This window comes from Flavobacterium sp. (genome assembly GCF_040402835.1).
Lineage (GTDB): Bacteria > Bacteroidota > Bacteroidia > Flavobacteriales > Flavobacteriaceae > Flavobacterium.
Map to the genome: position 1 here is coordinate 1 of NZ_JBBALW010000018.1, position 23,096 is coordinate 23,096.

Below are 23,096 nucleotides of genomic sequence, written 5' to 3' on the forward strand. Positions count from 1 at the left end.
TTTAATTTATCTATTTTTGTCTAATAATCTGTATCGATTATTTAGGACTAGTCATCTTTAGTCTGTTGGCTTGTAAAAATGAAGTTGAGAAAGCGGAAAGAAAAACAGCTGATAAAAAAGTAGTTTCAAAATCCAATTCTAGTAAAAAGCTTTCTTATGCGGAAGAAATTAAAAAACTAAAAATCAGCAAACCTAAAAATTCAATACTTTCTAACGATATTCAATTTATAAACGATTTCATTCTTAAAGGAAAATTTAAATTAGATATTTCAAAATACGAATTAGAGAATTCAAAAAAAGATTGTTTTCCAACCATAATGGCAAAGGAAGAGTTTTACGAATATTCCGTCGAAGCTGATAGAACTTCTACGAAAGAGTTTAAAAATTTAGGAGACTTGAATGGCGATGGAAAAAATGAATCTGTTTTTATTTTGCCTAGTTTAGGTTGGTGTGAAGAAGGTCAATCCTATTATTTCACTGATAATAAAATCCCCAGAATCCTAACTGACTCAAATTGTTGTCATACAGAAAGTGTGTTTAGCATTGGAGATATTGACGAAGATGGCGGAAATGAAATAGCAGAATATTATTCAAGTTGCGCAAGTAATTTTAAATACATTGACATTTGGACTTTAAAGGAAAACAAATGGAAGCTTGTTGACAAATTTGCTTTCTTTTATAATAATGGAAAGTATGAGGCTTTCAAAGACTTTCATAAACTCTACAAGAAAATTTCTAAAAATAAATTTAAATTTTTAGAAATATCAGATATGCGAGCAAACGGTGAATTGGTAATGGAATGGAAAAGAGTGACGATGAAATAATTACTGCTACTAACAGCTAGAGTTTCGTTGCGTGCGCTGCACGAACAATGAAACCCGTGTTGAACGGAACCGATTACACGTCCGCCACACTATGCACTTATCGTAAAAATTTTAGAGTCCCGATAGCTATCGGGATCAAGAGGATTTAACGTCCTCTTTTTTTGCAGTAATTTCAAGATGGTTTATCAGTGTTTTAATTCACTTTTAGATACAAAATAACCTACCCATAATTTAATTTTTACAGGAACTAGAGATTTGGCTACCGCCAAGATACCACGCAGGTGGACCACGGCTGTCAAAAACCGCTATTCGGTGCAAATTGCCAATTTTGCAACACAAACATTTTGGTGTAAAAGGCTTCTTTTCGGTTTTTTCTAATATTTTAATCTTGAGTTTTTCTTGCAAAAGCTTCAGCTTTTGACGCTTCCAAGTGCTGCTCAAAAAACCATAATACCTGATTTTCACAAAGCGTTTGGGCAGAATATGCAACGAAAATAATTGTGATGAGATTGCCTCGTTCCTCGCAATGACATTCTAACATGATTACGGATGCGACAGCTAATTTCCCTCGATACTACTATAAAATTAGAATCTGAAATAAATTCAGATTGACAAATCAAAGGTTAAATTCAGATTGACAAATCAAAGGTTAAATTCAGAATGTCTAAAGGTTGATTTGGTTATTCGTTGATTTGGTTATTCGGAAAATCAAAAATCTAAAATCGGGGTTCGCATGAGGGATGGCAGTGGAAATCCTTTGTGGAACGAAGTGGAGCAAAGATTGCAACGAACAGCCCGACCCGAAGTTTTTACGAAGGGGCATGCCCAAATCAACAAATCAACAAATTACCAAATAAACTATTCCTCCACTACTTCGTGAGATTTCGAGTAATTGCGCCATTTTTCAATACAATCCTGCATGTCTTGTGGCAATTCGGTATCAAAACGCATCATTTCACCCGAGGTAGGATGAATAAAACCTAAAGTCTTGGCGTGCAACGCTTGACGTGGTAAAACCTTGAAACAATTGTCTATAAATTGTTTGTATTTCGTAAAAGTAGTTCCCTTCAAAATTAAATTTCCACCGTAGCGCTCATCGTTAAAAATAGGATGTCCAATGTGTTTCATGTGCACCCGAATTTGGTGGGTGCGTCCAGTTTCTAATATGCAAGAAACCAATGTAACATAGCCAAAACGCTCCAAAACTTTGTAATGTGTAACGGCATATTTTCCAATCGTTGGGTCTTCAAAAACCGACATTTGCATTCTGTCTTTTACGTGTCGGGCAATATTTCCTTCAATCGTGCCTTCATCCTCTTTAACTGTTCCCCAAACCATGGCAATATATTCCCTTTCGGAAGTTTTAGCTTCAAATTGCTTTGCGAGGTGCGTCATTGCCGCTTCTGTTTTTGCAATTACTAAAAGTCCTGTGGTATCTTTATCAATTCGATGCACTAATCCTGGTCGTTCGCTGCTGTTCATTGGCAAATTCTCAAAATGATACGCCAACGCATTCACTAAAGTTCCCGTGTAATTTCCGTGTCCCGGATGCACTACAAAACCTGCTGGTTTGTTAATGAGCAACAACGTGTCGTCTTCATACACTATATCAAGTGGAATATTTTCTGGGTCAACACGATTTTCAAACGGTGGATGTGTCAGCATAATCCGAACTATATCCAAAGGTTTTACTCTGTAATTTGATTTTACGGGTACATCATTCACATAAATATCCCCAGCAGTTGCGGCATTCTGAATTTTATTTCTAGTAGCATTCGGAATCAAATTCATCAAAAATTTGTCAATTCTTAAAAGCAATTGCCCTTTGGGAACATCAAATCTAAAATGCTCAAATAATTCTTCTTCAATCTCGTCAATCTCTGTATTCTGATTATTGTCCATTCGGTGTTGCGGTGCTTAAACTATCAGTTTGTTCTTCATATCCAATTTTTCCATCTCCAAGAACCAAATCAATTTTTGATGATTTAAAGATTTTATCACCCGGATTTAATTTTTTCCCGTTGCAATGCATTTCCATAACCATATCTTTTCCAATATAAGGTTTGTAGGTAATTTCTCCTTCTTCAAGTCCCAACGATTTTAATGTTGGAACCGCTTGTCGGTATGTTTTTTCTATTAAATTTGGAATTCTCACCATCGTAAAACCCGAAGAATTTATCTTAATATACACCTTTCTGTTTTTCTTAACTCGTGCGCCAGGCATAGGATCTTGCTCTACAACAGTGTGTTTTGGATATCCCGGATTATAATCTACGCTGTCTAAAAGCACGTAATCCAAATTCAATTCGTCCAACTTGTCTTCCACTTGCTCTTCGTTCAATTTACTGAGGTTGGGAACCGTAATTTCATTCCCGTGATCGGTCGTAAAAGTCAGCCAATGCATAAACAAATAGCCCAAAACAAACAGAATTGTAAACGCTACAAATACCTGAACCAAAAAAACTTTACTCTTTAAATATTCCTTCAAAGTCATATACTTCTATTTATTGCAAAGATATAAAAAATTGTAAAGGTAATTCGTTTGAAAAAAAATGATATTTTTGTTAATTATTTGAAGCTATTCCTGCTGTCATTCCAAATCCTCGCTAAAAAGCTCGGGATTTTCCCTTCCATCAGGGCTAGGGCTTCAGTCATAAAATTTAATTTAGTTATAAAATGAAAAATATTGCAATCATAATGGGAGGTTACTCCAGTGAATATAAAATATCATTGATAAGTGGAAATGTCGTCTATCAGTTTTTAGATAAAACCAAATTCGTAGGTTTTCGAATTCATATTTTCAAAGAAAAATGGGTTTATGTTGACGCCAATGATGCCGAATTTTCAATCGATAAAAACGATTTTTCAACAACGGTAAACGGAACAAAAATCACTTTCGACTGCGTTTTCAATGCCATTCACGGAACTCCCGGAGAAGATGGATTGATGCAAGCCTATTTCGAATTGCTACAAATTCCACAAACTTCTTGCGATTATTACCAAGCCGCACTAACGTTCAACAAGCGCGATTTACTTTCCGTATTAAAACCCTACGGAATTAAAACCGCCATTTCCTATTATCTCAATAAAGGCGACCATATTGACGCAAACGAAATCATCCAAAAAGTAGGTTTGCCTTGTTTTGTAAAACCGAATAAATCAGGCTCAAGCTTTGGAATATCAAAGGTAAAAACAGTTGCCGAATTACCAATTGCCATTGAAGTTGCCTACAAAGAAGACAACGAAATCATCATCGAAAGTTTCCTTGACGGAACCGAAGTTTCTGTGGGCATTATCAATTACAAGGGCACAATTACCGTTTTGCCTATCACAGAAATTGTTTCCGAAAACGACTTCTTTGATTATGAAGCCAAATATTTAGGAAAATCACAAGAAATTACACCTGCCCGAATTTCAGATGAAATGACTTCAAAAGTGAGTGTAATTGCAAAACGTGCTTACGAAGTTTTAAAAATGAAAGGTTTCTCAAGAAGCGAATTCATCATTGTAAACGGCGAACCACATATGCTTGAAATGAATACGATTCCGGGCTTAACCACCGAAAGTTTAATTCCACAGCAAGCAAAAGAAGCGGGAATTTCATTGGAAGATTTATTTAGTAATGCTATTGAATTGGCTTTAACATAATAATGAAAGAAAAAATAATTTTTATATTGTTGCTGTTAACTTTTTCAATTGGATTTTCACAAATCAAATCTGGAGAATATGCAATGGGATTAAATATTGCCTATAATCCTGAAAATAAATTAGTTACTGGATATTATGAAAATTTTACTGGTTTTGATGAAGAAACTGGAAATCCAAAATTTTCTTGTATTTTTTACCTACACGGATTTTATAAAAATGGAAAAATAATTGTAACTTCATATTATCCAATAGACAAATTAGAAGATGAAATAAAAGGAGAGTTGCAAATTATTGACATCAATAAAATAAAAATAAAACTTTCAGAAGAACATGGAGGTTGTTGGAATGTTGAACATTTTGCAAATGATTTTGTCAATTTTGACTTTAAAACAATTAAAAATTGGAAAGAAATAAGGTATATTGATTGTAATAAAGCCTATTTTTATGGAGATAAAAAAGAAAATACAAAGAAAAAATCCTTCCTTATAAAGGGAGATGTTGTTTATATCGATAAAATTGAAAACAATTGGATTCATTGCCAATTTCACGGCAAAAAAATTACCGAAGGTTGGTTAAAGCAAAAAACTGTTAATAAAGATTAAAATGAAAAAAGCCATATTCCCAGGTTCGTTTGACCCATTAACTTTAGGTCACGAAGACATAATCAAAAGAGCAATTTCATTATTTGATGAAATTGTAATTGCAATTGGAGTAAATTCAGAAAAAAAATACATGTTTTCTTTAGAAGACCGTAAACGATTTATAGAAGAAACTTTCAGAAACGAACCCAAAGTTTCCGTAATAACGTATCAAGGCTTAACCATCGATTTGTGTCACAAGCTAAAAGCTGATTTCATTCTCCGTGGACTTAGAAATCCCGCCGATTTTGAATTCGAGAAAGCAATTGCACATACCAATAGAAAACTATCCAAAATAGAAACCGTCTTTTTATTAACTGCTGCAGGAACTTCTTACATCAGTTCAAGTATTGTGCGTGATGTAATTCGCAATGGTGGAGAATATAAACTATTGGTTCCCGCAGCCGTTCGAGTGAAAATTTAAAATTATAAAGGGATTAATAAGTTGTTGAAGCTTCTATTATATGTACTTTCGCATCATTAAATAAAGTAGTAGATTATGGAAAGAGCATTGAACAAACGCAGCGATTCTAAATGTGAATTGTGTGCAGCCACAGAAAACTTAAAAGTATTTGCTGTTTTACCAACTAAAAAAGGCGGTGCTGACGAAAATGTATTGGCTTGCAAAACGTGCACCGACCAAATAGAAAACCCAGGAACTGAAGATTTAAATCATTGGAGATGCCTAAACGACAGCATGTGGAACGAAAATGTAGCCGTTCAAGTTGTGGCATGGAGAATGTTAAGTCGTTTGCGTGCAGCGGGTTGGCCAAAAGAATTGTTAGACATGATGTATTTTGATGAAGATACTTTAGCATGGGCACAAGCCACTGGCGAAGGTGAAGAAGACGAAAATAAGATTGTTCACCGTGATGTAAATGGCGTTATTTTGGCTACTGGCGATTCCGTAGTTTTGATTAAAGATTTAAAAGTTAAAGGTTCTAGCATGGTTGCCAAACAAGGAACTTCTGTTAGAAACATTCGTTTGGACCACGAAAATGCCGAATACATTGAAGGTAGAGTTGACGGACAAACGATTGTAATTATCACGCAATATGTGAAGAAAATCTAATTAGATTTTTGGACTTCTTAGATTTTTAGATTTAAAGAGAACGAATTGAAAATTCGCGATATTGTAAATTAGATTTATAAAAAAATAATACGCAACCAGAGTTGAGTATATTCAGCTAAAAAAATAGATATACTCAATTTTTGACCTTGAAAATGATATCATAAATAAGTTGGCAAATATTATATGAGAAAAAATATCTTCATAATTTCGTTAATCCTAGTTGGGCTTTTTAGTTGTAAAAAGGAAAAAACTGAAAAAAAGATTGCACCTTCTAAATCTCTAAAAATTGTAGTGAAAAATATTAATCCTGTATTTTCTCAAAATGATTATGCATTTATTTATAAATACTCTAATGGAGAATCAAATCAAATACTTGGAATTAATATCGTTGATAAAAAAAACTTGAAATTTCATCTTATTACAAAAACACTTCCTTGTGATACAGAATATTGGGGAATTGCGGAGAATAAATATTCCGATATTGCTTCAGAAGTTGATGAAGATGAAAGCGGAACAGCATATGGAGTTAATGAATATGTTATGAATGAAGCCGAATATACAATTGCGATTAGATTATCATTAGATTCTAGTAAAGTCGTTATAAAGTATGTTCAAAAAAACGCAGAAGAAACAGATTGCCTTCCAATAAAGGAAGAAATAATGAAACGAATTAAATAGCATTTGCTAACAGTAGTATGCAATAATTACAAAGCTTTTGCTTATCAGCACATATAAACAACAAAAAATCGTGAACAGCAATTCAATTATTCTATTAACGATTTTTTACTGAACACTAAAACCTGAACACGAACTACTCCTCCACTTTCTTAACCACTTTTCTAGCCACTTCAATTTTGAATTTCTTGCCTTTCATTTTTTCTTCTCGAATATTCTGCAATAAATCTTTAACTTTATTGAATTTTACCGCTGCAAACGAAATAAAATCTTTCACTTCGATTAATCCTAAATCGCCTTTTTCGAGTTTTCCTTTTTGAGAAAAGAAACCTACAATATCAATTTTATTCAACTTGTTTTTCTTTCCACCACTGATGTAAATGGTTTGAAATTCAGGTGGTTTTGGCAAAGCTGTAGCATTTTCAATTTTCAATGCTTCCATTCCATAATCGATGTAATCCATCTTTTTCTCGCTTTCGTGAGCAATAATATAAGCCGTTCCGGAAGCCAACATACGCGCGGTTCTTCCGTTTCTGTGCGTAAATTCATCCTCTTTTGAAGGCAAATGATAATGAATAACATGTTTCATTTCTGGAATATCCAATCCACGAGCGGCTAAATCGGTTGTTACCAAATAGCTCACACTTCCATTTCTGAACTGAATTAACGCCCGTTCGCGTTCGTCCTGATCCATTCCGCCGTGATAATAAGTAGAATAAATCCCTTTTTCGTTCAACGTATCGCTGATGCGTTCGGCAGCATCACGGTGGTTGCAAAAAATCAATGCCGATTGCGATTTTAAAGTACAAATCAAGTTGAACAAACTTCCTATTTTGTCTTTTTCTTTAGAAACCACTAATTTCATAGACAAATTCGTGCGTTCTTCTTCCGCAGGAATATAATCCAAAATGGTAGGATTAATTACTCTTGTATATTTTGGAATTTCAATATCCGAAGTTGCCGAAACCAAAACCCGCTTGTTTAGTTTTGATAATTTCCCAATAATAAATGACATTTGCTCGTGGAAACCCAATTGCAATGATTTGTCAAATTCATCTAAAACCAACGTTTGAATTTTGTCCAAACGGAAAGTTCCTCTGTCAATATGATCGGCAATTCGTCCTGGAGTTCCAATTAAAACTGCTGGCGGGTTGCTTAAATTTTTAATTTCAGTATCAATAGAATGTCCACCATAGCAAACATTTACTTTATAATCGGTTCCCATTTTTTTCCAAACTTGCTCAATTTGCAATGCTAATTCACGTGAAGGAACTAAAATTAAACATTGCACCGAAAGAATTTCAGGTTGCAACATTTCAAATATTGGCAACAAGAAAGCCAATGTTTTCCCCGAACCTGTTGGCGATAATAAAAGAATATTGTTATCGCTCAAAATCGTTTCTTGCGCAGCAATTTGCATTTCGTTTAGGTTTTCAATGCCTAAATTGAGAAGAATATTGTTGGAATAATGCTTATTTTTCATTTTGCAAAGGTAAACCCAATTTTGAAATAAATTTTGAATTTTGAATTTTGAATTATCAATAACCATAAACTTATCCTTTGGAGCGAATTGTCCTCTTGTATTTGGAGTAGCAATTCCCGCTTTCCATTACAATCTGCGTTAAAAAGCGCAGGATTTTCATTGCAATCGGGGCTAAAGGAAAAATTGTTTTGATGATTTTTATTATCTGGATTGAAATAAAACTGATATTGAAAAATTAAAACTATATTTGAGAATAAATAAAGTCTAACGTTTGTCAGACAAAGCGACCCAATTTTGGGTTGATAAGTCTGACTTTGTAAATCTACATGATGTGAAATGTTCATCCGAAAAATATAAAAAAGTATGAAAAAAAACGAATTGAATTTAATTAAAACGACAATAGAAATTGGTAAAAATAATACAATATAGACTTTTGATTTTTGGAATTGTAACATTGTGTTTTGGAATTTACGGATTATCAAATCTTTTCTATTTCAAATCTGATTTGATAGAAATTAAAGGAACTTTAAAAAACGTAATAAATAAAACATCGATAGTCGAAGACAGAAGAGGTTATAAAAGTAATTTAACAGAACTTATATTTTTTTTGAATGGAAGACAGCAACAATATCATTTGGAAGAAAATATTGGATATGACGAAACAAATAATGAATTTGACAGATTAAAATTAATTATCGATAGATCAAGTAAAATTTCTATTTGGATTAAGAAAAATGAAATAGAGGAATTTGAACCAACTATTTATGAAATAGATATTGACAATAAAATAGAAAGCAATTTCAAAAGTTTACATTCAGAACACTTTTTGGTTCACTATTTTTTAACAATAATAGGGATTTCATCGATAATTGGCTATTATTGGTTAAAATTTCCAGAAAAAATAAAGAAAATATTGAACTAATATTTTAATAAACGCACAACGGAATTTAAAATAAATTCAGATTGACAAACCTACAGCGTTTTGTATGCACGAGCTAATTGAGAACTCTTGTCATGCTGAACTTGTTTCAGCATCTAAAAGAACATTAAATTTAGAATCTGAAATAAATTCAGATTGACAAATCAAATATTAATTTCAGATTGACAAAATAGGATTTTTTGTTTCACAACTCCGTCAGAGTTTTAAACTCTGACGGAGTTAGGCAAAATGATTTAATCAGGAAATCCGTTGTTTTGAAAAATCTAAAAAGTCTAAAAATCTAACATTCTAAGTTGTCTAATTAACTTCTTGAAATAATAATTTGATGTTTTCGTAAGAATTTTTCAAAGCTTCTTGAATTTGTGTAGGATTTTTCCACTCTACTTTGTCAATTCCCTCGTCGATTTGACCTTCGGGAATGCCTTCAAAATCGGTTTGCATTTCGAACCAATGTGTAATTTTGAGTTTGTAAACGCCATTTCGTTTAAAAATATGATACGTTTTTTGAAGTTTTTTAATGATTTTTAAACCATTTACGCCAGTTTCTTCCTCAACTTCTCGCATCGATGTTTGTTCGATGTCCTCCCCTTTTTCGGTTCCGCCTTTGGGCAAATCCCACTTTCCATTTCTAAAAATGAATAAAACATCGCCATTTTTATTGTAAACCAAACCACCGCCAGCTTTGTTAACGGGGATTTTGGTCTTCAAAACCTTCATTATTTCCTTTTCATCAGGATAAAATAAATAAGCTTTTTGAATTTTATTTTGGAATATTTTGACGATAAGCTGTTTGAAATCAACACTTTCAAGCAAGAACAGTTGGAAATCTGTTTCTTTGAAGATTTCATTTGTTAAGAAAAGTGGTTTATCGTTGACAAAAACTTTATACATTTGTACTATGATTTTTAATAAAGACACAGCCGAAAAAACAGCCGAATTGCTTTTACAAATAAATGCAATTAAATTGAATCCACGAAATCCTTTTACGTGGGCTTCAGGTTGGAATTCACCTATTTATTGTGACAATAGAATAACGCTATCATTTCCAGCGGTTAGGAATTATATACGAGATGAATTTTCTAAAAACATTGAAAAACAATTTGGAAAACCAGATGTAATTGCCGGTGTTGCCACAGGAGCAATTGGAATTGGAATTCTAGTTGCTGAAAGTTTGGGACTTCCTTTTGTGTATGTTAGACCCGAACCAAAAAAACACGGACGCTTAAATCAAGTGGAAGGTTTTTTGCAAAAAGGACAAAATGTAATAGTTATTGAAGACTTGATAAGTACCGGTAACAGTAGCTTGTTGGCAGTAGAAGCATTAAGAGAAGCGGGCGTAAATGTGAAAGGAATGGCTGCAATTTTTAGTTATGGATTTCAAATTGCAACTGAAAATTTCAAAAATGCAAATATAGATTTATATACTTTGAGCAATTACGAAAATTTATTGCCATTGGCAGTTTCTAAAAAATACATCACCGAAGAAGAAGAATTGGCTTTACAAGATTGGAGAAAAAGTCCTTCGACTTGGGACGTTAAGTAATAATATAATTCCTTATGAAGTCAAAAATTTTTATTTTATTCATTTCTTTTTTTCTACTTAATTGTAGCTCAGATTCTAATAATTCGAGTGATTATGAAGGTTTGTGGATAATTAAAAGCAGGATTCCGGAAATAATTTCCAATCCAAATCAACCCGATTGTAGGTTATTAAACGATCAAATTTTTATTAGTGATTTTGGAACACTTTCGAGGTCTTTTCCTTTACCGGATTCTAACGGTAGTTATTCTCAACCGTGTCAATCTGGGAGTAATTCAGAATTTTATGACTATAAGAAAACGAACAACCAATTGAAAATTTATACAATTAACACAACAACTGAAGTAAATTGGAGTTTCCAATTAAATGGAAACTTATTAACCGTTATCAGACCAAATTCATCAACCGTTTACGAAAAACATATCAATTAAATTATGAACTTAGAAAGTCAAAAAGTTACCGTTGAAAAAACTGCTTCTTATTTATTTGAAGCTTTATGTGATGTTACAAATTTTGAAAAATTAATGCCAGAAAGCATTGCTAAATTTGAAGTTACAGATGCTGATTCTTTTATTTTTGGATTGAAAGGAATGCCAGAAATAAAGTTGAAAATGAAAGAAAAAACAGCTAATTCTAAAATAGTGTTGGGAGCGGCAAGTGACAAATTACCTTTTACATTGACCGCAACTATTCATAGTCTTTCAGATTCTTCGTCGGAAGTTCAGTTGCTTTTTGAAGGAGAATTTAACGCAATGATGGCGATGATGATAAAAGGACCGATAACTAAATTTATAGAAACTTTAGCCGAGAATATGCACAAATTATAATGCATTTTATTCAAATGAATTACCCCGACGCAAAGCATTGAGGAATTTTTTTGAATAAAATAGCCACCGATTTAAAGAATTAAATGGGTTTCCTCTGATTAAATAAAGGAAGATTTACTATTAAATTAGTCAAAACTGTTTTAAGAAATCAGTGAAATCTTTGTTCAAAAAAAATCCACTCGCAAAAACGAATGGATTTTAACTTTAAACTTTTAAACTTTAAACTATTTATAACTAAGCATCCAAATCAACAGTAGTTCTATCAGCAATTTCTTTATAAGTTCCGTTTTCTAATTTCTCACGAATTGCATCAAAAGCGGTTAACGTTTCATCTACGTCCGCTAAAGTATGCGAAGTTGTTGGTATCATTCGCAACAAAATTATCCCTTTTGGAATAACTGGATAAATCACAATCGACAAGAAAATACCATAATTCTCTCTCAAATCATTCACCATAATCATTGCTTCAGGAACACTTCCTTCAAGATAAACTGGTGTAATACAAGTATTTGTATCACCAATATTAAATCCTTTTGCCTTCAATCCGTTTTGTAAAGCATTCACATTTACCCATAATTTATCTTTAATTTCAGACGAGTTACGCAACAATTCCAATCGTTTCAAAGAACCAATAGTTTGAATCATCGGCAATGCTTTGGCAAACATTTGCGAACGCAAGTTATATTTTAAATAATCTATTATTTCTTTGTCAGCAGCTACAAATGCTCCAATATTTGCCATCGATTTTGCAAAAGTCGAAAAATAAATATCAATATCATCTTGAACTCCTTGCTCCTCACCAGCTCCAGCGCCTGTTTTTCCGAGGGTTCCAAAACCGTGCGCATCGTCAACTAACAGACGGAAATTGTATTTTTTTTTCATTTCTACAATCTCCTTTAACTTCCCTTGTTGTCCTCGCATTCCGAACACACCTTCTGTAATAAAAAGTATTCCTCCACCAGTTGTTTTAGCTAATTTAGTAGCACGTTGCAAGTTTTTCTCCATACATTCCACGTCATTATGACGGTACGTGAAACGCTTTCCGCTGTGCAAACGAACTCCGTCTATAATGCAAGCATGCGCATCTACATCGTACACAATTACATCATTTCTCGTTACCAAAGCATCAATAGTTGACATAATTCCTTGGTAACCAAAATTTAATAAATAGGCCGATTCTTTCATTACAAAAGCCGCTAATTCTTCCTCTAATTGTTCGTGATATTTTGTATGACCGCTCATCATTCTTGCACCCATAGGATACGCAGCACCGTATTCAATAGCAGCATCAGCATCCGCTTTTCTCACTTCTGGGTGATTTGCAAGTCCCAAATAATCATTCAAACTCCAATTCAAAATATCTTTTCCTTGAAATTTCATTCTCGGTCCTAATTCTCCTTCTAATTTTGGAAACACAAAATAACCTTCCGCTTGTGATGCCCATTTTCCTAAAGGTCCTTTATTGTTCTGAATTCTTTCGAATAAATCTTTTACCATTCTGTATTTTGAAAAAATTATTAATGTTAAAGTGTTGCAAAAATAAATATTTCTACCTTAATATAGCACTTAAATCCTACTTTTTTTTAGAAGCTACCTGCCTGACGGCAGTCAGGTTTCCAGCTATCCATTGCAATCTGCGCTAAAAAGCACAGGATTTACTTTTCTATCTGGCCTAGGGCACGCAATTCAATAAGAAACTTTGTACCTTTGATATATATTTAGATTTTAAACTATGTCACAAATCACAAAAGAATTAAAACTTGCCGTATTAATTGATGCCGACAACGTTCCCTACAGTAATGTAAAAGGAATGATGGAGGAAATCGCAAAATATGGAACGCCAACAACCAAACGTATTTACGCCGATTGGACTAAACCAAATGCCAACGGTTGGAAATCAGTTTTGTTGGAACATGCCATCACTCCTATTCAACAATACAGTTATACCGTAGGGAAAAACTCCTCAGATTCCGCAATGATTATCGACGCAATGGATTTATTATATTCCGATAAAGTAGATGGTTTTTGCATTGTTTCCAGCGATTCCGATTTTACCCGTTTGGCAATTCGCTTACGGGAATCGGGCATGAAAGTTATTGGAATTGGAGAAAAGAAAACACCAAATTCTTTCATCGTTGCGTGTGATCGATTTATATATATCGAAGTTTTACAAGGAGCCGTTCAAAAGAAAGCTCCAAAACAAACTTCGACTGACACAAAAAAAGCAGTTGGAAAAGAAATTGTAGAAAAAGAAGTGATCGAAAAAGAAGTTGTTCAAAAAATAGATTTACAAACCATTGAATTAATAGAAGCCACTATCGAAGCAATTTGCGACGACGATGGTTGGGCATTCCTTGGCGATGTTGGAAACCTCATCGTAAAGAAAAAACCGGAATTCGACCCAAGAAATTATGGTTTCAATAAGCTGACGCCTATGCTAAAATCCCTAACCGATATTCTTGAAATCGACGAAAGAGATTCAGACAAAAAAGGAATCAAACACGTATTTGTAAGATTACGGTTTAGTTAGAAAAAATATCCTCCCGAGGCTACTTCAAAACATTTAAACAAAATTTACTTTCCAAATTATAAATTGTTATTTTTGCTTGAATAAAATCTCACAACTATGCTAATTATTGGAATTGCTGGAGGAACAGGAAGTGGAAAAACTACGGTTGTTCACCAAATTATGAACGAATTACCAGAAACCGAAGTCGGAATTATTTCGCAAGATTCCTATTATAAGGAAACCCACAACTTGAGCTTCGATGAGCGTTCCCTCATAAATTTCGATCATCCAAGAGCCATCGATTTTGAATTGTTAGTAGCACATCTCAAAGAATTAAAAGAAGGAAACAACATCAATCAACCTGTATATTCATTCGTAACTCACAACAGGACAGACGATACCGTATTCACACATCCTCGAAAAGTAATGATTGTAGAAGGGATTTTAATTCTTGCCAATGCCGAATTAAGAGACTTATTTGATGTAAAAATATATGTACACGCCGATTCCGATGAACGCCTTATCCGACGATTAAAAAGAGATATTGCCGAACGTGGACGCGATATGAACGAAGTCCTAAACAGGTATCAAAACACACTGAAACCAATGCACGAGCAGTTCATCGAACCCACAAAAGCCTTCGCCGATATCATCATTCCAAACGATAAATACAACACCGTTGCAATAGATGTGGTAAGAGCTGTAATAAATCAACGAATTTCATAAAATTTTCATTAATTTTATACCATTATTTTTTGGAGCTATTTCCTGCTGTCCGCTAAATCCTCGCTAAAACGCGAGGGATACCGCTTCCATCAGGGCTAAAAAACATTCCGTCATAACTATGAAAAATCCGTTAAAAAAAACAATTGAAAAAAAATCTTGGCTAAAAAAAATAATTAGCAATAAATACTTAATAATTTTACTGTTATTCAGCGGGTGGATGCTTTTTTTAGACAACTATTCCTTTATGGATCAACGGGTGCTGAACAAACAAATTGACGAATTACAAGACAATAAAAAATACTACCAAGACGAAATCAGAAAAGATAAAGAAAATATCAAATTACTGAAAAATCAAGACCAAGTAGAAAAATATGCACGCGAAAAATACTATATGAAAAAAGACAGCGAAGACATTTATATAGTTGAATTTGAAGGCGATACTATAAAAAAATAATTTAAAAAAAACCCTAAATGGACACTGCATTATTCTCTGAATTTGAATCCGTTTCATCCAAACAATGGAAACAAAAAATTCAATTTGAACTCAAAGGCGCCGATTATAATGACACTCTTATTTGGAATTCCCCAGAAAATATAAAGGTAAAACCATTTTACCATCAAGACGATTTACAAGCTATTTTACCCGTAAATACGAAAGCAACCGAATTCAAAATATGCCAAAACATTTTTGTTTTCGACCTCGAAAAATCAATAGAAAGAACATTAGAATCAATCAGCCGCGGTGCCGAAAGCATCCGATTTTCTATAGAAGACGAAACCATTGACGTTGCAAAACTATTAGAAAAACTACCTTTAGAAAGCGTTACGATTTACTTCAATTTGGATTTTATTTCAATCGATTTCGTATCCAAAATCGAAGTAATTGCCCAAAAAAGAAACGCAAAAATATATTGTAATTTAGACCCAATTGGTCAATTAGCAAAAGAAGGAAATTGGTTTAAAACCAAAGAAAAAGACAATTTTGAAACTCTAAATTCACTTTCAAAAACAGTTTCAAAAAGTTCAATTATCAGTATTGACGGAACTTTATATCAAAATGCTGGTGCCAATATGGTGCAACAAATTGCCTATTCACTTGCTCACGCTAACGAATATTTAAACCGAATTTCAATTATTAACCAACCTATAGTTTTTCAAATTTCGGTGGGAACGAACTACTTTTTTGAAATTGCAAAATTACGGGCGTTGCGTATTTTATTCCATTTAATAGCCAAAGAATACAACCCCAATTTAGAATGTCATTTATTGGTTTCCCCAACAAAAAGAAACAAAACAATATATGATTATAATGTGAATATGTTGCGCACCACAACCGAATGTATGTCAGCTATTATTGGTGGTGCAGATGCAATTGCCAATCTTCCTTATGACGCTTTATATCACAAAGACAATGAATTTGGAGACCGAATTTCCAGAAATCAATTATTGGTTTTAAAAAATGAAAGCTATTTTGATAAAGTAAATAATCCTGCCGATGGTACTTATTATATTGAAAGCATTACCAATCAATTGGCAGAAAAAGCATTGATTTTATTTAAAGATATTGAGGCAAATGGCGGATTCCTAAAACAATTGAACGAGGGAATTATAAAAAGAAAAATTCAAGAAAGTGCCGATAAGGAGCAAGAATTATTCGATTCTGGAAAAGAAGTTTTATTGGGAACGAATAAATATCCTAACAAAGACGACAAAATGAAACACGATTTAGAATTGTTTCCTTTTGTAAAAGTAAAACCACGAAAAACATTGATTACGCCAATAATCGAAAAAAGATTAGCGGAAAAAATAGAACAAGAACGTTTAGGTACAGAATAGATTTTCAAGAATTATTATTCAAATTGAATTGAAAATTATAGTATATTTATAACATAAAATAATTTATATGGAGGCAATCAGACAAATCGTTAAAGTAAAAAATCACAAAATCAGTATTACACTTCCTGAAAATTTTAATGCGTCCGAAGTTGAAGTAATTATTTTCCCAAAAACCCAAGAAACCTATTCTATTACAAATTGGCAAATGGAAGAAGTTAGAGAACGAACAGAAGCCTATTTAAGAGAAACTTCTATAGGTCAAAATTTTGATGACGCAATGAAAGAAATTGAAGATGAAGTATGATACAATTATTCTTCCATTTGCAAACAAGATATAAAAGAAGTCTTTTTTAAATACAAATCAATTAGAAAAAATCTGGGAGAAACATTTATCCTTTCAATCAAAAAAGAAGTAAAAATAATAAATAAAAATCCATTCAGCTATCAGATAAAATATAAAAATGTAAGAGTCGCTTTAATAGAAACTTTCCCATATTTGGTTCATTTTTCAGTTTATGGTTCTCAAATTGTTATCAAGGCGGTATTCCATACTTCAAGAAATTCTGAAATTTGGTTGGATCGTGATTAAATAAAATTGCAATAAAGCTACATTTGTGGTATTTAAAATGAAAAGAAAAAACTTACAACATATTACGTTAGTCGAAAATCAAGAACCGAAAGTTGAAAATAATTCAGCGCATTTAACTGAAAATTTTCTTACTGCTGAACGAATTGAACTTAAACCAACCTATTCAAAATCTGATATTGAAAATTTTGAACATTTGGATTTTGCGGCTGGATTTGCACCCAATTTGCGTGGTCCGTATGCTACAATGTTTGTCAGAAAACCTTGGACAATTCGTCAATATGCGGGTTTTTCAACTGCCGAAGAAAGCAATGCGTTCTATAGAAGAAATTTAGCTGCGGGTCAAAAAGGACTTTCCATTGCATTTGATTTACCAACGCATCGCGGTTACGATTCAGATCACGAACGCGTTGTTGGCGATGTCGGAAAAGCGGGTGTTGCCATTGATTCTGTTGAAGATATGAAAGTATTATTCGACAAAATTCCTTTAGATGAAATGTCGGTATCAATGACAATGAACGGAGCAGTTTTACCAATTATGGCTTTTTATATCGTTGCGGCAGAAGAACAAGGTGTGAAACCGGAACAACTATCTGGCACAATTCAAAACGACATTTTGAAGGAATTTATGGTTCGTAATACCTATATTTATCCACCTGCGCCTTCAATGAAAATTATTGCTGATATATTTGAATTTACAAGCAAAAAAATGCCGAAATTCAATTCCATTTCAATTTCTGGATATCACATGCAAGAAGCTGGAGCTACCGCCGATATTGAATTGGCTTACACTTTGGCAGACGGTTTAGAATATATAAGAACAGGGCTTTCTACTGGAATGAAAATTGATGAATTTGCCCCTCGCCTTTCCTTTTTCTGGGCAATTGGAATGAACCATTTTATGGAAATTGCCAAAATGCGTGCGGGAAGAATGATTTGGGCTAAATTAGTAAAACAGTTCAATCCAAATGATGAAAAGTCATTAGCTTTAAGAACCCATTGTCAAACATCGGGATGGAGTTTAACAGAGCAAGATCCTTTTAATAACGTGGCACGAACTTGCATTGAAGCAACAGCCGCAGCTTTTGGAGGAACACAATCTTTGCATACCAATGCCTTGGATGAAGCGATTGCATTACCAACAGATTTCTCTGCTAGAATTGCAAGAAACACACAGATTTATTTACAAGAAGAAACTAAAATCACCAAAACAGTTGATCCTTGGGCAGGAAGTTATTATGTAGAAAGTTTGACCAATGAAATTACACAAAATGCTTGGAAACTAATTGAAGAAGTTGAAGAATTAGGTGGGATGACCAAAGCAATTGAAGCTGGAATCCCAAAACTACGAATCGAGGAAGCTGCAGCAAGAAAGCAAGCACGAATTGATAGTAGTCAAGATGTAATTGTTGGAATAAATAAATACCGATTAGAAAAAGAAGACCCTTTGCATATTTTAGATGTTGACAATCAAATGGTTCGCAAGCTACAATTGGAACAATTAGATAAAATAAAAGCATCACGAAATACAAAAAAAGTAAAAGAAACATTAGATAAATTGATCGCAACTGCAAAAACTGGAGAAGGAAACTTACTGGAAATTGCGGTTGAAGCAGCACGTTACAGAGCCACTTTGGGCGAAATTAGCGATGCCTTAGAAACTGTTTTTGGTAGATATAAAGCTCAAATTAAATCCTTTAGTGGCGTGTATAGTAAAGAAATTAAAGACGACAAAAGTTTTGAAAAAGCAAAACAGATGGCTGACAAATTTGCAAAGCAAGAAGGTCGTCGTCCAAGAATTATGATTGCAAAAATGGGGCAAGACGGTCACGACCGTGGTGCAAAAGTAGTAGCAACTGGCTATGCCGATGTTGGTTTTGATGTGGATATAGGTCCGTTATTTCAAACACCTGCAGAAGCTGCGAAACAAGCTATTGAGAATGATGTACATATTCTTGGCGTTTCTTCCTTGGCTGCCGGGCACAAAACGTTAGTTCCGCAAGTTATAGAAGAACTAAAAAAATACGGTCGCCAAGATATTATGGTAGTTGTTGGCGGAGTAATCCCGGCGCAAGATTACCAATTTTTATTCGATGCTGGTGCTGTTGCGGTTTTTGGACCTGGAACTAAAATTAGTGAAGCAGCTATAAAGATTCTAGAGATTTTAATTTAATATTACTATGCACGCATAGTAATATTCGTTATATTTACAATTCTAAAAATACAAACTATGAATTTTTCAGCAAAAATGCTTCGTGATGATGCCTTATTAGGCAAAGTAATTGTGGTTACTGGTGGCGGTAGCGGTTTAGGAAAGGCAATGACCAAATATTTTATGGAATTGGGTGCCAAAGTAGCCATAACCTCCCGCGATTTAGAAAAACTAAAATCTACAGCCTCCGAACTAGAAGCGGAAACCGGAGGAACTTGTCTTCCAGTTCAATGCGACGTACGCCATTACGACCAAGTGGAAGCAATGTTGCAAGAAGTTTTAAAAGCGTATGGAAAAGTTGATGTATTATTGAATAATGCAGCTGGAAATTTTATTTCGCCTACGGAGCGCCTTTCGGCAAATGCGTTTGATACAGTAATTGATATTGTTTTGAAAGGTTCAAAAAACTGCACACTTGCCTTTGGAAAACATTGGATTGACAGCAAACAAGAAACATCAACGGTCTTGAATATTGTTACAACTTATGCCTTTACGGGTTCTGCGTATGTAGTTCCAAGTGCCACTGCAAAAGCTGGAGTTCTTGCAATGACAAGAAGTTTGGCTGTAGAATGGGCAAAATACGGTATTCGAACCAATGCCATTGCGCCTGGACCATTTCCTACAAAAGGAGCTTGGGACAGATTGTTACCCGGAGATTTGAAAGAAAAATTTGATTTATCAAAAAAAGTGCCGTTGAAACGTGTTGGTGACCACCAAGAATTAGCGAATTTAGCAGCTTATTTAGTTTCTGATTTTTCGGCATATATAAATGGAGAAGTTGTAGTTATTGACGGTGGTGAATGGCTGAAAGGTGCGGGACAATTTAATTTATTGGAAGCAGTTCCTGAAGAAATGTGGGACATGCTTGAAATGATGATTAAAGCGAAGAAGAATAATTAAAATTATAATTTTGGAAAAAAAATGAAATAAGAGAACGTAATTGTTCTCTATTTTTTTAGCCCTGATGGAAGGGAAAATCCCGAGCTTTTTAGCGAGGATTTGGAATGACAGCAGGATTAGCTCCAAATAAAAAATAAGGATTTAATTAGGGAGAAATAATTATTTAGTAAATTTACAAAAATGTATTTCTTTGGAATCAAAAAACAAGATGTCGGCACTTCAAGAAAAAGCTGGAATTTCGCCTCCTGAAATTGTTAGTGAAAAAGTGGCGGAACAAATTCATACTTTAAGAAAGTTGCAACCTTCTGCAAAAGAATTAGTTGAAGGTATTTTGAATGGAAATATTACGGCTTTGAGCAGGGCGATTACGTTGGTTGAAAGTACGAATAGCGCTCATTTAGAACGGGCAAATGAAGTGATAAATACCTGTTTGCCTCACGCCAATAAGTCGATTAGAATTGGAATTACGGGTGTACCTGGTGTTGGAAAAAGTACGTTTATTGAAGCTTTTGGAAAATATTTAACGAGTTTAGGGAAGAAAGTTGCCGTTCTTGCGGTGGACCCTAGCAGTACGATTTCTCACGGAAGTATTTTGGGCGATAAAACCCGAATGGAGGAATTGGTAAAAGACAAAAATGCGTATATCCGACCTTCGGCATCTGGGGAAACGCTGGGTGGAGTGGCTCGAAAAACACGCGAATCGATTACGCTTTGCGAAGCCTGCGGATTTGATACAATCATTATTGAGACGGTGGGCGTTGGACAAAGCGAAACTGCGGTTCACAGTATGGTAGATTTCTTTTTACTACTAAAAATTTCGGGTGCGGGCGATGAATTACAAGGAATAAAACGGGGAATTATGGAAATGGCAGATGCAATTGTCATCAATAAAGCAGATGGCGATAATGTTCGGAAATCAAATTTGGCGAAAGTAGAATTTGGTCGAGCTTTGCATTTATTTCCAGCGAAAAAATCGGGTTGGATTCCAACGGCATCAACGTGTAGCGCCATAACTCACGATGGGATTTCTGAAGTTTGGGAAACAATTTTGAAGTTTTTAGAACTCACAAAAACCAACAATTACTTCTTTGAAAAACGCAAAGAACAAAATCAATATTGGATGTTGGAAACGATAAATGAGCAATTGAAAACTAATTTTTTCAATCATCCTGAAATTCAAAAACTATTAGAAGAAAACAAAAAAGCGGTGCAAAATGATGAAATTTCACCTTTTGCAGCCGCAATGATTTTGTTGGATACGTATTTTAAAAAATAATTCTAATAATACAATCCTTTATTTAAGAGTTTTAATCTGATTTTCATTGATGTTAAATGCTTTTACAACCGCATTATAATCATTGAAATCGATTGTTTTGCTGTTTTTATTCGATAAATAACCTGGAATAATTACCACTCTAAAAACTTGATTTTGAGACCAAGTAGCTCCCAGTGTATTTAAGTCAAAGTTGGATTCAAGGAATATATTAATGTCATTTCTTGTGAAATCAAAATTATAATCCAACTCTCCTTGAACTAAATAAACTGCTTGTGGCAATTGTCTCCATAAATTTTGACCATTGATAACATCAAATAATCTATAAACTAAAACCATATCCGAATTGTATATTGGCGGATTTAAAGTGATTAGTTTAGAATAGTTGTTTGCTGCGTTGAATGAAGTTGTTACTTGAAAAACTTCTGCTAGCAAATCCGCGTGTACTTCTTCTTTAGTAGTACAACCTTGAAATAAAAAAGTTGTTGAAATTGCTAAAAGTAAAATTAATTGTTTCATAATATAATTATTTAGTTTAATCAAATATATTTCAAAAATCAATCCAAAAAAAATAATTATGATTTTTTTAATGAAAATAATATAAAGTACATTTGTACATATGAAATTATACATGATAATGGTGGGATGTCGCCCTGAAGGGAGATACACCGAACAACACGATATTTTTTTTGGAATTGGAAATTCTTTGTCAGAATTAGTTCCACAAATGAAAGCTTTCTGGCCCGAAGCCAAAGGCAAAATCCATATTGATGCTTGGCGAGAAGTTACAGTTGTTGATAATCATACCATTGAAATTTTTTCCAAAGTTGGTGCTGTTGCAAATGCTTCTCAACTTTTTTTCATTAATCTTGGTGGTTATAAGGAAAATGAATTTGAAGAATACCATTACAAAATTTTAGCAACTGGTACTTCATTGGCGGAAGCCACAAAAAAAGCAAAAGCCACAAGTTTCTACAAACATTATGGATTTAAAGGGGCAACATCGCACATTGACGATAAATTTGGAATTGATATTGATGATATCTATAACGTGGCTGATATTCTTGCACCCGAATTAAAAGAAAAATTCGCTTTAAAAATTTTAGAAACAAATATGAATTTTGAAGATGAATTGCATATTGGGTATTTAAAATTGGATAAAATAGGACAAAAGGGGTTTCACGAAGATTCACAAAAAAAAGACACAAAACATCACTAAAAATCTTAAAATAAGTGATGGAAAGCTTTGTGAATCTTCGACAAACTTTGTGAAACTTTGTGAAATAAAAAAATCCCGCTAAAAAGCGGGATAAGCGATTCACACACTTTTTGCGTTGCAAAAATATAGAGAAAAAAATCCCGCTAAAAAGCGGGATAAGCGATTCACTCGCTTTTTGCATTGCAAAA

Annotated in this window: 25 protein-coding genes and 1 pseudogene; 19 read left to right on the forward strand and 7 right to left on the reverse strand. The window is 33.7% G+C overall.

Features of this window, described 5'->3' with window-relative positions; genetic code table 11:
- Positions 1 to 65 precede the first annotated feature (65 nt).
- Entirely contained in the window at positions 66 to 824 is a 759-nt protein-coding gene (locus tag AC9UEH_RS07565; protein WP_509530354.1) for a hypothetical protein, read from the forward strand.
- A 231-nt stretch (positions 825 to 1,055) separates the two neighbouring features.
- Here the strand turns inward: AC9UEH_RS07565 and AC9UEH_RS07570 are convergent.
- The 3 genes and pseudogenes from AC9UEH_RS07570 to AC9UEH_RS07580 all read right to left on the reverse strand — a co-directional run.
- Positions 1,056 to 1,319, reverse strand: a pseudogene (locus tag AC9UEH_RS07570) (IS91 family transposase); the annotation flags it as partial.
- A gap of 363 nt (positions 1,320 to 1,682) precedes the next feature.
- Positions 1,683 to 2,726, reverse strand: coding sequence for an RluA family pseudouridine synthase (locus tag AC9UEH_RS07575; RefSeq protein ID WP_509530356.1), 1,044 nt, complete (start codon positions 2,724 to 2,726; stop codon positions 1,683 to 1,685).
- The gene (locus tag AC9UEH_RS07580) at positions 2,716 to 3,318 is read right to left on the reverse strand and encodes a PASTA domain-containing protein (protein WP_509530360.1); all 603 of its coding nucleotides are present in this window, start codon (positions 3,316 to 3,318) and stop codon (positions 2,716 to 2,718) included. Before AC9UEH_RS07580 ends, AC9UEH_RS07575 begins: the two co-directional genes overlap by 11 nt.
- Before the next feature lie 182 nt (positions 3,319 to 3,500).
- Here AC9UEH_RS07580 and AC9UEH_RS07585 point away from each other — a divergent pair, with 182 nt between their 5' ends.
- The 5 genes from AC9UEH_RS07585 (at position 3,501) to AC9UEH_RS07605 (ending at position 6,860) form a co-directional block, all read left to right on the forward strand.
- A complete protein-coding gene (locus AC9UEH_RS07585) occupies positions 3,501 to 4,472 on the forward strand; it encodes a D-alanine--D-alanine ligase (protein WP_509530362.1) in 972 nt (323 codons plus the stop codon).
- A gap of 2 nt (positions 4,473 to 4,474) precedes the next feature.
- On the forward strand, positions 4,475 to 5,074 hold the full coding sequence (locus AC9UEH_RS07590; RefSeq protein WP_509530364.1) for a hypothetical protein: 600 nt from the start codon (positions 4,475 to 4,477) through the stop codon (positions 5,072 to 5,074).
- A 1-nt stretch (position 5,075) separates the two neighbouring features.
- Entirely contained in the window at positions 5,076 to 5,534 is a 459-nt protein-coding gene (gene coaD, locus AC9UEH_RS07595; RefSeq protein WP_509530367.1) for a pantetheine-phosphate adenylyltransferase, read from the forward strand.
- 75 nt (positions 5,535 to 5,609) lie between these two features.
- On the forward strand, positions 5,610 to 6,182 hold the full coding sequence (locus AC9UEH_RS07600) for a PhnA domain-containing protein (RefSeq protein WP_509530370.1): 573 nt from the start codon (positions 5,610 to 5,612) through the stop codon (positions 6,180 to 6,182).
- 183 nt (positions 6,183 to 6,365) lie between these two features.
- A complete protein-coding gene (locus AC9UEH_RS07605) occupies positions 6,366 to 6,860 on the forward strand; it encodes a hypothetical protein (RefSeq protein WP_509530373.1) in 495 nt (164 codons plus the stop codon).
- A 133-nt stretch (positions 6,861 to 6,993) separates the two neighbouring features.
- Here the strand turns inward: AC9UEH_RS07605 and AC9UEH_RS07610 are convergent, their stop codons facing one another.
- Positions 6,994 to 8,340 carry a DEAD/DEAH box helicase gene (locus tag AC9UEH_RS07610; protein ID WP_509530375.1) on the reverse strand — a complete coding sequence of 449 codons (1,347 nt, stop codon included), beginning with the start codon at positions 8,338 to 8,340 and terminating at the stop codon, positions 6,994 to 6,996.
- A gap of 406 nt (positions 8,341 to 8,746) precedes the next feature.
- On the opposite strand from AC9UEH_RS07610, the gene AC9UEH_RS07615 reads away from it, so the two are divergent.
- Entirely contained in the window at positions 8,747 to 9,262 is a 516-nt protein-coding gene (locus AC9UEH_RS07615; protein WP_509530378.1) for a hypothetical protein, read from the forward strand.
- A gap of 315 nt (positions 9,263 to 9,577) precedes the next feature.
- Here AC9UEH_RS07615 and AC9UEH_RS07620 read toward each other — a convergent pair whose 3' ends face one another.
- Positions 9,578 to 10,171, reverse strand: coding sequence for an NUDIX hydrolase (locus AC9UEH_RS07620; protein ID WP_509530381.1), 594 nt, complete (start codon positions 10,169 to 10,171; stop codon positions 9,578 to 9,580).
- A gap of 7 nt (positions 10,172 to 10,178) precedes the next feature.
- On the opposite strand from AC9UEH_RS07620, the gene pyrE reads away from it, so the two are divergent.
- From pyrE to AC9UEH_RS07635, 3 genes are read left to right on the forward strand one after another with little or no spacing between them, the layout of a single operon-like run.
- Positions 10,179 to 10,823: an orotate phosphoribosyltransferase gene (gene pyrE / locus AC9UEH_RS07625; protein ID WP_509530383.1), complete on the forward strand. Its 645-nt coding sequence runs from the start codon at positions 10,179 to 10,181 to the stop codon at positions 10,821 to 10,823.
- Positions 10,824 to 10,837: 14 nt separating this feature from the next.
- Entirely contained in the window at positions 10,838 to 11,251 is a 414-nt protein-coding gene (locus tag AC9UEH_RS07630) for a hypothetical protein (protein ID WP_509530386.1), read from the forward strand.
- A gap of 3 nt (positions 11,252 to 11,254) precedes the next feature.
- A complete protein-coding gene (locus AC9UEH_RS07635; protein ID WP_509530389.1) occupies positions 11,255 to 11,647 on the forward strand; it encodes an SRPBCC family protein in 393 nt (130 codons plus the stop codon).
- 234 nt (positions 11,648 to 11,881) lie between these two features.
- Here AC9UEH_RS07635 and capB read toward each other — a convergent pair whose 3' ends face one another.
- On the reverse strand, positions 11,882 to 13,144 hold the full coding sequence (gene capB, locus AC9UEH_RS07640) for a cysteate-C-fatty acyltransferase (RefSeq protein ID WP_509530392.1): 1,263 nt from the start codon (positions 13,142 to 13,144) through the stop codon (positions 11,882 to 11,884).
- 235 nt (positions 13,145 to 13,379) lie between these two features.
- Between capB and AC9UEH_RS07645 the strand changes: the two genes are divergently transcribed.
- The 8 genes from AC9UEH_RS07645 (at position 13,380) to meaB (ending at position 21,692) form a co-directional block, all read left to right on the forward strand.
- Positions 13,380 to 14,177 (forward strand): NYN domain-containing protein, encoded by a 798-nt coding sequence (locus AC9UEH_RS07645; RefSeq protein ID WP_509530394.1) that lies wholly within the window; start codon positions 13,380 to 13,382, stop codon positions 14,175 to 14,177.
- Between the two features lie 96 nt (positions 14,178 to 14,273).
- Entirely contained in the window at positions 14,274 to 14,882 is a 609-nt protein-coding gene (gene udk, locus AC9UEH_RS07650; RefSeq protein ID WP_509530396.1) for a uridine kinase, read from the forward strand.
- Between the two features lie 118 nt (positions 14,883 to 15,000).
- Positions 15,001 to 15,336 carry an FtsB family cell division protein gene (locus AC9UEH_RS07655; protein WP_509530398.1) on the forward strand — a complete coding sequence of 112 codons (336 nt, stop codon included), beginning with the start codon at positions 15,001 to 15,003 and terminating at the stop codon, positions 15,334 to 15,336.
- 17 nt (positions 15,337 to 15,353) lie between these two features.
- Positions 15,354 to 16,718, forward strand: coding sequence for a methylmalonyl-CoA mutase subunit beta (locus tag AC9UEH_RS07660; RefSeq protein WP_509530401.1), 1,365 nt, complete (start codon positions 15,354 to 15,356; stop codon positions 16,716 to 16,718).
- 67 nt (positions 16,719 to 16,785) lie between these two features.
- On the forward strand, positions 16,786 to 17,022 hold the full coding sequence (locus tag AC9UEH_RS07665; RefSeq protein WP_509530403.1) for a hypothetical protein: 237 nt from the start codon (positions 16,786 to 16,788) through the stop codon (positions 17,020 to 17,022).
- Between the two features lie 322 nt (positions 17,023 to 17,344).
- Complete coding sequence (gene scpA, locus AC9UEH_RS07670; protein ID WP_509530405.1) at positions 17,345 to 19,477, forward strand: methylmalonyl-CoA mutase; 2,133 nt, start codon at positions 17,345 to 17,347, stop codon at positions 19,475 to 19,477.
- Between the two features lie 57 nt (positions 19,478 to 19,534).
- On the forward strand, positions 19,535 to 20,416 hold the full coding sequence (locus AC9UEH_RS07675; protein ID WP_509530407.1) for an SDR family oxidoreductase: 882 nt from the start codon (positions 19,535 to 19,537) through the stop codon (positions 20,414 to 20,416).
- Positions 20,417 to 20,624: 208 nt separating this feature from the next.
- Positions 20,625 to 21,692: a methylmalonyl Co-A mutase-associated GTPase MeaB gene (gene meaB, locus AC9UEH_RS07680; protein ID WP_509530497.1), complete on the forward strand. Its 1,068-nt coding sequence runs from the start codon at positions 20,625 to 20,627 to the stop codon at positions 21,690 to 21,692.
- An 18-nt stretch (positions 21,693 to 21,710) separates the two neighbouring features.
- On the opposite strand, the gene AC9UEH_RS07685 is transcribed toward meaB, so the two are convergent.
- Positions 21,711 to 22,208 carry a hypothetical protein gene (locus tag AC9UEH_RS07685; RefSeq protein WP_509530409.1) on the reverse strand — a complete coding sequence of 166 codons (498 nt, stop codon included), beginning with the start codon at positions 22,206 to 22,208 and terminating at the stop codon, positions 21,711 to 21,713.
- Between the two features lie 100 nt (positions 22,209 to 22,308).
- Between AC9UEH_RS07685 and AC9UEH_RS07690 the strand changes: the two genes are divergently transcribed.
- Positions 22,309 to 22,908 (forward strand): DUF1543 domain-containing protein, encoded by a 600-nt coding sequence (locus AC9UEH_RS07690; RefSeq protein ID WP_509530411.1) that lies wholly within the window; start codon positions 22,309 to 22,311, stop codon positions 22,906 to 22,908.
- Positions 22,909 to 23,096: the final 188 nt, after the last annotated feature.

Coding starts and splice junctions, on each gene's coding strand:
- AC9UEH_RS07580 (WP_509530360.1), bottom strand. CDS start 3,318: ATGACTTTGAAGGAATATTTAAAGAGTAAAGTTTTTTTGGTTCAGGTA.
- AC9UEH_RS07645 (WP_509530394.1), top strand. CDS start 13,380: ATGTCACAAATCACAAAAGAATTAAAACTTGCCGTATTAATTGATGCC.
- AC9UEH_RS07590 (WP_509530364.1), top strand. CDS start 4,475: ATGAAAGAAAAAATAATTTTTATATTGTTGCTGTTAACTTTTTCAATT.
- AC9UEH_RS07685 (WP_509530409.1), bottom strand. CDS start 22,208: ATGAAACAATTAATTTTACTTTTAGCAATTTCAACAACTTTTTTATTT.
- capB (WP_509530392.1), bottom strand. CDS start 13,144: ATGGTAAAAGATTTATTCGAAAGAATTCAGAACAATAAAGGACCTTTA.
- AC9UEH_RS07630 (WP_509530386.1), top strand. CDS start 10,838: ATGAAGTCAAAAATTTTTATTTTATTCATTTCTTTTTTTCTACTTAAT.
- AC9UEH_RS07660 (WP_509530401.1), top strand. CDS start 15,354: ATGGACACTGCATTATTCTCTGAATTTGAATCCGTTTCATCCAAACAA.
- udk (WP_509530396.1), top strand. CDS start 14,274: ATGCTAATTATTGGAATTGCTGGAGGAACAGGAAGTGGAAAAACTACG.
- scpA (WP_509530405.1), top strand. CDS start 17,345: ATGAAAAGAAAAAACTTACAACATATTACGTTAGTCGAAAATCAAGAA.
- AC9UEH_RS07675 (WP_509530407.1), top strand. CDS start 19,535: ATGAATTTTTCAGCAAAAATGCTTCGTGATGATGCCTTATTAGGCAAA.
- meaB (WP_509530497.1), top strand. CDS start 20,625: ATGTCGGCACTTCAAGAAAAAGCTGGAATTTCGCCTCCTGAAATTGTT.
- AC9UEH_RS07600 (WP_509530370.1), top strand. CDS start 5,610: ATGGAAAGAGCATTGAACAAACGCAGCGATTCTAAATGTGAATTGTGT.
- coaD (WP_509530367.1), top strand. CDS start 5,076: ATGAAAAAAGCCATATTCCCAGGTTCGTTTGACCCATTAACTTTAGGT.
- AC9UEH_RS07585 (WP_509530362.1), top strand. CDS start 3,501: ATGAAAAATATTGCAATCATAATGGGAGGTTACTCCAGTGAATATAAA.
- AC9UEH_RS07635 (WP_509530389.1), top strand. CDS start 11,255: ATGAACTTAGAAAGTCAAAAAGTTACCGTTGAAAAAACTGCTTCTTAT.
- AC9UEH_RS07575 (WP_509530356.1), bottom strand. CDS start 2,726: ATGGACAATAATCAGAATACAGAGATTGACGAGATTGAAGAAGAATTA.
- AC9UEH_RS07665 (WP_509530403.1), top strand. CDS start 16,786: ATGGAGGCAATCAGACAAATCGTTAAAGTAAAAAATCACAAAATCAGT.
- AC9UEH_RS07620 (WP_509530381.1), bottom strand. CDS start 10,171: ATGTATAAAGTTTTTGTCAACGATAAACCACTTTTCTTAACAAATGAA.
- AC9UEH_RS07605 (WP_509530373.1), top strand. CDS start 6,366: ATGAGAAAAAATATCTTCATAATTTCGTTAATCCTAGTTGGGCTTTTT.
- pyrE (WP_509530383.1), top strand. CDS start 10,179: ATGATTTTTAATAAAGACACAGCCGAAAAAACAGCCGAATTGCTTTTA.
- AC9UEH_RS07610 (WP_509530375.1), bottom strand. CDS start 8,340: ATGAAAAATAAGCATTATTCCAACAATATTCTTCTCAATTTAGGCATT.
- AC9UEH_RS07690 (WP_509530411.1), top strand. CDS start 22,309: ATGAAATTATACATGATAATGGTGGGATGTCGCCCTGAAGGGAGATAC.
- AC9UEH_RS07655 (WP_509530398.1), top strand. CDS start 15,001: ATGAAAAATCCGTTAAAAAAAACAATTGAAAAAAAATCTTGGCTAAAA.